This window comes from Microcoleus sp. F4-D5 (assembly GCF_036704885.1).
GTDB lineage: Bacteria > Cyanobacteriota > Cyanobacteriia > Cyanobacteriales > Microcoleaceae > Microcoleus.
In genome coordinates this window covers 1-9,117 of record NZ_JAUBSX010000022.1, presented here as the reverse complement: position 1 = coordinate 9,117, position 9,117 = coordinate 1, and the positions used below count along the sequence as shown (strand labels likewise).

The 9,117-nt window shown below is 52.1% G+C and carries 4 protein-coding genes; 1 reads left to right on the top strand and 3 read right to left on the bottom strand.

Features of this window, described 5'->3' with window-relative positions:
* From QUA80_RS12675 to QUA80_RS12665, 3 genes are all read right to left on the bottom strand, one after another.
* The coding region (locus QUA80_RS12675) for a calcium-binding protein (RefSeq protein ID WP_333424929.1) at window positions 1-1,300 on the bottom strand (1,300 nt) is incomplete at its 3' end.
* A gap of 62 nt (window positions 1,301-1,362) precedes the next feature.
* On the bottom strand, window positions 1,363-4,659 hold the full coding sequence (locus QUA80_RS12670; protein WP_333424927.1) for an Ig-like domain-containing protein: 3,297 nt from the start codon (window positions 4,657-4,659) through the stop codon (window positions 1,363-1,365).
* A gap of 381 nt (window positions 4,660-5,040) precedes the next feature.
* The gene (locus QUA80_RS12665) at window positions 5,041-7,251 is read right to left on the bottom strand and encodes a recombinase family protein (RefSeq protein ID WP_333424925.1); all 2,211 of its coding nucleotides are present in this window, start codon (window positions 7,249-7,251) and stop codon (window positions 5,041-5,043) included.
* 53 nt (window positions 7,252-7,304) lie between these two features.
* On the opposite strand from QUA80_RS12665, the gene QUA80_RS12660 reads away from it, so the two are divergent.
* Window positions 7,305-8,672 carry a proton extrusion protein PcxA gene (locus QUA80_RS12660; RefSeq protein WP_333424923.1) on the top strand — a complete coding sequence of 456 codons (1,368 nt, stop codon included), beginning with the start codon at window positions 7,305-7,307 and terminating at the stop codon, window positions 8,670-8,672.
* Window positions 8,673-9,117 lie beyond the last annotated feature (445 nt).

The window sequence follows — 9,117 nt, the reverse complement described above, 5'->3', positions numbered from 1 at the left end:
CCTGAATGGTGAAGGGATTGTCGTCTACGCGCGGTATTTGGGCTGTAGTGAACCGAGATTCATCTAGCGAGTTCGATCGAACATCAATCAACACCGCCAAAAATTCCCCAGTTCGTCTGTCCCTAATAATCGTGTTGCTAGAATTCGAGCCTTGGCCCTGGAAAATTTCTAACTCTGTAAAGTTCAAACCTCCAGCCAGACCGATCGAATCTCCTGCCTTAAAATCTCTAATTAAATCAGCATCGCCGATTTCGCGGCCGCCAGTAGTGAGAAACCCGTTGCCCGCAGGCGACGTGCCCACCCTACCCAGAACAAAGATATCCGAACCGTCGCCTCCTGTCAGAGTATCAGACCCGCGATCGCCCGAAAGAATATCATCCCCAGCATCCCCAGACAAAGAATCATTGCCGTCGCCCCCGAAGATCAGGTCATCACCCTCGCCGCCGTCACCAGTATCGTTACCAACACCGCCGGTGATGACATCCCCGCCCTCCTGGCCCAACAAAATATCATTGCCTGCAGCGCCGATCAGGCAGTCGTTACCCGTGTCGCCAAAAACAGTGTCACTGCCCTTGTCGCCAAACATCAGGTCGTCCTCGCCACCACCGCGCAGACAGTCATTGCCTTTACCCCCGTACAGCGTGTCGTTGCCTTCAGAACCCAAAACAATATCGTTGCCCTGGTCGCCAAAAGCTACGTCATTGCCCACCTCGCCAGAAACCACGTCATCGCCTTTGCCGCCCCGCGCCGTGTCATTGCCACGCCCGCCCTCAACAATATCTTTACCAGCCCCGCCGTTGAGAGAATCGTTACCGTCATCGCCCTTGACTATATCGTCCCCGTCCCGACTCAGAAGCGTGTCGTCGCCGCCACCCCCGGAAATCGTGTCATTGAACAAGCTGCCGATTAAATAGTTATTCCCATCATTTGCGACAACTAAGCCATCGACAAAAACTGGCTCTGGCGGAGGTGTGGGAACTGTCTGAGTTGGCCGCGGCACCGGCGTGACCGAAATCCCCGGGCCCGTCCCCGTCATCGTTGTCGAAGTACCCGTCATCGTTGTCGAAGTACCCGTCATCGTTGTCGAAGTACCCGTCATCGTTGTCGAAGTACCCGTCATCGTCGTCGAAGTACCCGTCATCGTCGTCGAAGTACCCGTCATCGTTGTCGAAGTACCCGTCATCGTTGTCGTTGTCCCCGACGACGGCGTAGGCGACGGCGCCGTGCCGCTATCCAAACTATCCCCGTTCTCATCGGGTAGCCGCCCTTCGAGAAAAATTAGTGGTACTGCACTTGGCATTGTTCCGCCTCCTTGCGACGCTACTCAAAAATTCAATGACCAAAACCTATATACGGCAAGCCCTAAATAAACTTAAAGTCAGAGGCCGTAATCACCGTGCTGAGCGCTCCCGGCACTGTAGGAATAGTATTCAACACACCCAAATCGAAAGCTGGGAGACTGTCATCTGCCACATTGGGGTCGAAGCCGAGAACGTACTTGTTAAAAGTATTGTTGAGGTACACGAAGAAAGCTCCCGTTTTGCTAGAACCGTTTTGATTCTTCAACACAGCATTTACTGCTTGAGCGTTATCAAATTTAGATTCAAACAAAATGACTTCTTGCTTGCTGATGTTGTCGCCGCTAGACCCGATATTCCTGACGATAAAACTCGTGAAATCGTTAGTAGTTCCCGAGTTGGTTAAGCCGGCGAAATTTGACGACCTGAACAAGAATCTGTCGGTACCGCTGCCGCTGGCGTTAAAGTCAGCAATCACGTCCACGCCTTCGCTGGGAGTTTCGTAGTAGAAGAAATCATCGCCAGCATCGCCCGTGAGCAAGTCAGAACCGCCCCCGCCGCCCAAAATATCATTGCCAGCACCGCCGGAAAGCGAGTCGTTGTCATCCCCGCCTAACACCAAGTCGTTGCCGAACGCGCCGCTGAGACAGTCGCTGCCAGCGCCGCCGTCGAGAGTGTCGTCGCCCGCTTCGCCCAACAGGGAGTCGCTGCCGCCCTCGCCCAAAACGTAGTCGTTACCCGCACCTCCGAGTGCCGTGTCGTTGCCTTCTCCACCCAAAATCGTGTCTTCGCTGTCGCCGCCGGAGAGAGAATCGTTATTGATACCGCCGTCGAGCAAGTCTCTGCCGATGCTGCCGTCGAGAATGTCGTCGCCTGCACCGCCGTCGAGCGAGTCGTCGCCAATGCCACCTAATAAGGTGTCGATCCCGTTTCCTCCAAGTATCGAGTCCTCGCCGGATTCTCCCAATATCGAGTCATTGCCTGTTCCGCCGTCAATGGTGTCGCCGTTGTCACCGCCTAAAACAATGTCATTGTCATTGCCACCAAACATCAGGTCGTTGCCCAGTCCGCCGATGAGCGAGTCTATGCCGTCTTCGCCGTCGATGGTATCGTTGCCCAGTCCGCCGTCGAGGGTGTCGTTGCCTGTCGAACCCAGCACCGAGTCGTTGCCTGCTTCACCGAATTCGAGGTCGTCGCCGCCCCTGCCGTCGATGATGTCGTTGCCGTCGCCCCCAGAGAGGGTATCGTTGCCGGCCCCGCCGATGATGAAGTCGCTAAGGTTGCTGCCTGTAAAGCTGCTGGCGGGGAGTTGGGTGCGATCGACAATATTATCTACAACGGTGATGCTGAAAGATATCGGTTCGAGAGTTGCAGACCCGTCGGAGGCTGTAAACGTGAAACTGTCGTTGCCGCCAGCCGCCAGCAAGTTGTATTTGACGATGTTGTTGTTGATATCGTCTTGGGTGAATTTGCTGCCGACGTTGAGAAAGGTGCCGCCCCTTTGGACAAAACCTCTGGTAGCGTCGGGGGCTTGGGTAATCGTGTAAACGATTTCCGACGGACTGTTATCGGGATCTGTGACTAACAAATCGGCCGCCGTGATTGTCTGGGTAGGAGCACTTTTGGCAACCACCACACCCTCGTTAATTACTAGCTGCGGCGGGCTGCTGATGTTGATGGTTACTACTGCCTGACTTGTGCCGCCGTTGCCGTCTGAGATCGAGTAGCTGAAACTGTCACTACCGGAGAAGCCGGCATTCGGGGTGTATGTGAATACGCCGCCGCCCTGGGGAACCACACTCCCCTTGGCTGCTGGAGTAAAAGTCGTCACAGTCAGAGCGTTCTTGTCCGGGTCGGTGTCGTTGAACAGAACGTTGAGACTGAGTTGTTGACCCGCAACCGTGGTGAAGTTGTCGTCAACTGCTCTTGGAGGCTGATTGGGGAAGGTCGTCGGACTGGGTGTCGGGAATATCGGTGTCGGCGTCGGACTGGCTGTCGGCGTCGGGAATATCGGCGTCGGCGTCGGACTGGCTGTCGGCGTCGGGAACGTCGGCGTCGGACTCGGTGTCGGCGTCGGACTGGCTGTCGGCGTCGGTGTCGGAGTGTCTGTCGGCGTCGGTGTCGGACTCGGGGTCGGCGTCGGCGTCGGTGTCGGACTCGGACTCGGCGTCGGCAGGGGCAGCGGGGTGGCGCTGCCGGGAACTGTGGGGGCAAATACAAAGGAGCTCCGCCCCAGAGTTCTGCTGTCTACTCCGGGCAATACTGCTAAAAAGTCGCCGCTGACGCCGTTGCGAATAATCGTGCTGCCTGCTTTGGTGTCGGTGCTTTGGAAGATTACCAAATCTTCAAACTTGAGGTCGCCGCTCAACCCGATCGAATCTTCGCCTTGGCGAAAGTCGGTGAAAATGTCCGCATCGGCGATATCGGGACCACCTGTGGTGAGAAATGCCGGGTTAGTGCCGCTGCTGCCGCTGGGGGAACTGAAGGCACCGATGACGAAGACATCTCTGCCTTCGCCTCCTGCCACTACATCTTTGCCTGCTTCGCCCCAAATAACGTCGTTGCCAGCACCCGCGTCCACGATGTCGTCGCCGTCACCGCCGAATACGATGTCGTCGCCGTCGCCGGCAAAAATTGTGTCTCCGCCGGCGTTTCCGTATAGCCAGTCGCCTCCTTCGTTACCAAATAGCAAGTCTTCGCCGTCGCCGCCGAAGAGCGAGTCGTTACCTTGGTCGCCCCACAGGATGTCGTCGCCTCGATCGCCCAAAAAGCTATCGTCGCCAGACCCGCCACGCAAGCTGTCGCTGCCTTTGCCGCCGTAAGCCGTGTCTTTGCCTTCGCCTCCGATTACCGTGTCGTTGCCGTCATTGCCGTACAGCAGGTCAGGGTTATTTCCCCCGTCGAGGGAGTCGTTGCCTTTGCCTCCGTACAGGGTATCGAGTCCTGAACCGCCGTCTAGAACGTCGTTACCTGGCGCGCCGAACAGCACGTCGTCATCGTCGTTGCCAAATACTAAATCGTCGCCGTCGGCTCCTTGGAGGTTGTCGTTGCCTTGCAGCCCGGAAATCACGTCGGGCCCGGGACTGCCAACTAAGGAGTCGTTGGTTTCTGTGCCGCGGACTACGCCGCCGATGACTCCGGGCGAGGTACCTTGGCCTCCGCCCAATGTGTCGTCTATGCCGCCAAATGTGTCGTCCCCGGAGGGAGTCGGAGTTGGTGCTGGCGTTGGAGTTGGTGTTGGAGTCGGAGTTGGTGCAGGCGTCGGAGTTGGTGTTGGTTCTGGTGTTGGAGTTGGTGTTGGTTCTGGTGTTGGAGTCGGAGTTGGTGTTGGTATAATTACTACTGGCACTGCACTTGGCATTATTTTGGCTCCTTTAAACGACGATCCCGATTAACTTTAAGAACTGATTAGTATCAGTTTGTTGCCACAAATATGGCTTAAAATTGATTAATAATCCCGATCATTTCTAACATACTAAATCAAAAATGCAACGGCTATAGATATTTTTTAAGCCGGGCATCTTTCGATCTCAAAATATTAATGATTGCACGTTTTGCTGCCTATCTTGGGTATACTTTAATATCGCGCCATTTCGATAGAACCTAGAAGTCGGGCTTCGAGTCAGCCGGGTGTATTTATCCAGAATCAGAAAAAATAAAAATCTTCGCCGTCATAATTTTTTCTTTCCTCCTGCCGAATGCCGAATACATCTGTGCCTCTTGCCTGCAGAAGCCGACTGTCTTATGCTGACTGCTGACAAGAAACAGAGCTGTTAATTAGGGGCAGAAGCGGTCCGGTTTGTTCTTGTCCGCTGACTGATAGTTCGCTGTGGCAAAGGTAAAGCAGGGAACAGCGACTTAACAAATCTAGCAGAATTCGCCGCAGCCGCTGTTGGTCGGCAGCCGTTTCGTCTTCGGTTTCCCAGGGACGCCCCTGTTGCGATCGCAAAAATAAGGGAGCGCCAAACAATGTCGCCGCACCGCCGCTCAGCCACAGAGGCGACCCGGCATCCAGCCAAAAGTGCCATTTGTGGGCGCGGCGGCTGCTGCGGTACTGGAAGATGTTGGCGAGAGTGACGGCTCTGGCTGCTGGGCCTTCTGGACGCACTGGAAAGGGGTTGGCGGTGACTGTTCCTTGGCGCAACAACTGGATGAACCGGGCGATCGTTTCTGAGTCGCCGCCGTTTGTCGGTTCTACGCGCTGCATTCGCCCGTTGATTTCCCAGTAGTGGGTGGCGGTTTCCATTAACTCGCGCATGGCTGCGAGCCGATCGTACGGCAGGTATCTGTCGTTCACCAGAAATTTCTGGATCGCTCGATCGAGCAGGGCAATTGGGCTCGGCAACAGCCGCTCCTGCTGTTGCGACCGCTGTTGTTCGATCCACTCCACAATTTGCTCGTAGGCTCCGGCGGCTCGGTGTCCGAGTCTGTCCCACCGGGGAAAGGCCGTAATTGGGACTAATTGAGGTCGATCGATATCTGGGCAAAAACAGTGATCGGCGATTAAACCTGCTCTCACTTGGTCGATCGATTTTTGATTTTGGATTTGAGATTTTAGATTGAACGTGGGGTGGGAATCTTCTGTTTCCAAAGAACGGTGTTTTTGGCTGCCCAACACAACCAGCATTTCGGCTGCGCCGTCTCGATCGACCAAACGGCCGAGTCCCGGATAAACTAACGCTAACAAAGTCAGCAAAGCTCGAATCTCTGGGGTAGTCGATAGGGGACGCTGATCGTTGAGAGATACGGCGGCAATATTATCTCGCGCCAGAATTTCCGTTAAACTGTAACGGGCGATCGCATCCATCCCCGGGGCAATTACGGCGATTTCTTGCGGTTCCGCGGCTTGCGACTTCACCGCATCCGCGATGATTTCGGCGGTTTCTCGCAGTAGTTGAGCGCGGGAAGTGGTTTGGAGCGATCGAACCGATCCTGGCAAACTCAAGCCTAAAGGATAAAAACCCTCAGAATTAACTGCTAAACTTAGCGCTAAATCCCCAATTTCTGGGGCTAAACCGGCTTTTGCGTCCAAATTTTCCACGCTTTGACAGCGGTCTTCGAGTCGGGCCAGGTATTCCGTGTCAGCCCCCAATCCCAAACGCACCCCTCCATCCCGATTGTACGAGAATGCCCCCGCTGCACCGAAGTCGAGCATCCGATCGAACAAATGGCGACCGATCGCCGGATAATCGTCAACATCGTCTGCGATGACAGCTTGGTATCTAGAGGTCAAATGCTGCTGGTAAGTGGCATCCGGCAACAAATAGCGCCAGTAGAGTTCGCAAACAATCCCGTAAGTCAGAAACCCCCGCGTCAAGCACCATTCCCACCACCTTCCCAGCAACTCTCCCGTGCTAGTCCACAGGTTGCCAGAGCCGCCTTCCCCAGCAAATCCCTGTTGTAGAATGCTGGGAATTTCTTCTCTGGGCGTACCGCTGACAGCAGCCAGTTGTAATAAGTCTAGAGTTCGACGCACCATTCGAGTTGGACTTACCCCTGTTTGTTGCAAAATCCCTTCGTCTAGTTCGCGACGCCAGAGTCTCGCGGCAAGTTCCAGTTCAGTTTCAGGTTGCAGCCTTAGGGGAAATTGAGCCCTCAAGTCCAGCGACTGAACCAGCAGGGGCCAAAATAGCAATACCTCCTGCTCGAAAAAACCGAAGGGCGTTGTCGAGTGAAAGGTATATTTCCCTTCGGTAGCGACGGCGATGCGATCGGCCAATTCCAGCCGGTTGTCCCCGTTAGCTGCTAAGACTAAAATTGCTGGGGAAGTTTGTCCCGCCCGCCGCCGCCCGGAGCCCCATCGCTCTGAAACTTTTGCGGGAAGAGGCTTGACAGTTTTGCTCCAAATGCAGAACTGCTCGACTAAACGAGCGGTTTTGCCGCTGCGGGCAGATCCGACAATCCAAACTGAATCCTCGGTGGCTGTTCGCAATTTATGTAAATTTGTTACCATACCATGAATACTTTAATCAATTAATGTCTGCAGCCAACTAACAAGCTTTAGCTATGAATACTTCTCCGTGGGACAGGATTGTAAAATATCTCTACAGCGCTCACCAATGGTATCGAGAAACGCCTGAGAGGGCTCTAGAACAGGCTTACGATGCTGCATTAGCAATTAAGGCGATCGAAGACGAGCATTTTGGCGGTCAAGCAATCTCCGATCGGTCGGGAGATTACGGACATAGCACCCTGTCTTACTTTAAATCCGAACTGAAAAAATACCTCAAGGTGATCCAAACCAGAATGGTTGAGTTTAATGCTAGCCGTTCTTTTTTGGAACTGCCGGAGCGCGTGGGGGCAAAACCGAAGGCGGGACAAAGCGCGGATCGTCACCAGCACGGATTAGGTTTTGACAATAAAGATCGAGCATCCCTTGTATTTGAGAAGCTAGAGTTTATTGATGGAGTCATCGACAAGTATATTAATAATAGTAGATCGACGGCAATTGTTCCGGTTGTCAGTTCAGTAAATCTGCAGCCAAAATCTACAACAAATAGCAGCTCTCCACCTGACAAAAAAAATAAAGGATCGGCTAATTATGTTCAAATTCACGATGGTGAGGTTGACACTAACTATGAAGAAGTCAATTTATTACCGCGATCGCTTTTGGGAACTTTGAATCGAATCACTAAAGATTTAGACCCGGAAGCAGAAAAAGAAGTAGTTAAGAATTTTCGCAATTCCAAAGTCAAAACAATTATTTCTCTGAGATTTATTTTGCTTTTGATTTTAGTTCCGCTGTTGACAAATCAAATTTCCAAAAACTTTCTAGTCGGACCGATAGTTGACCATTTTAGAGGTCAAGAAAAGGCTCCACTTTTCATAAATGTTAACCTGGAAGAAGAAGCATTTCAAGAACTGGAGAGATTTGAGCAACACCTCAAATTTGAAAGGTTAATAGGCGCTGCTCCGTCGCTTTCTTTAGAGGAAACGGAAAAGAAGATTGCCGAGAGAGCAGTTGAGCTAGCGGAGGAATACCGCGCTGAAAGTGGTGGAGCTGTTAAAAATATTTTTGCCGATTTGATTTCCTGCATTGCCTTTGTCGCGATTATCGTCACTAACAAGAAAGAGATTGAGATTTTAAAGTCTTTTATGGACGATGTGATTTACGGCCTCAGCGACAGTGCTAAGGCTTTCGTAATTATTTTGTTTACGGATGTGTTCGTCGGATTCCACTCGCCTCACGGTTGGGAAATAATTCTAGAAGGTTTATCGAGGCATTTAGGACTGCCGGAAAATAGGCAGTTTATATTTCTGTTCATTGCGACGTTTCCAGTTATCTTGGATACGGTATTTAAGTATTGGATATTTCGTTATTTAAACCGGAGTTCGCCTTCGGCAGTTGCTACGTACAAGAATATGAACGAATAATCAGAGGCGAAGGAAGAAGGAAGAAGGAAGAAGGAAGAAAAAAAAATGTAATAATAGCAATGGTTTCAGGGTTTAATAACCTCCTCGTTAGGGCGTCCGCTGCACACTTAGTGGCTTACCCAAAGCGCATAAAAGCATTTATTGTTTGCGTCAGGAGTGGTTTAATTAAGTTGCTGGGGGGGTAACAACCAGCCTGAAACCCATACTTTGTAAGGATTGAGCCAATGTGTGCTAAAAAAAGATAGGCAGCATAATTGTTACACGCTTGCCTATCTCAAAAATAATGATACCAACATTCTACCTCATTCATTTAAAAAAACAACTAAGTTCAGCTCAATTTAAACTGATTGAAATCTTGCTACCATTGATACAATCAGAAAAACAAGTGAGATTAGAACGGCTCTCCCGGGTATTTCCCTATCCAATTACAACAGAAAGTCGGCGT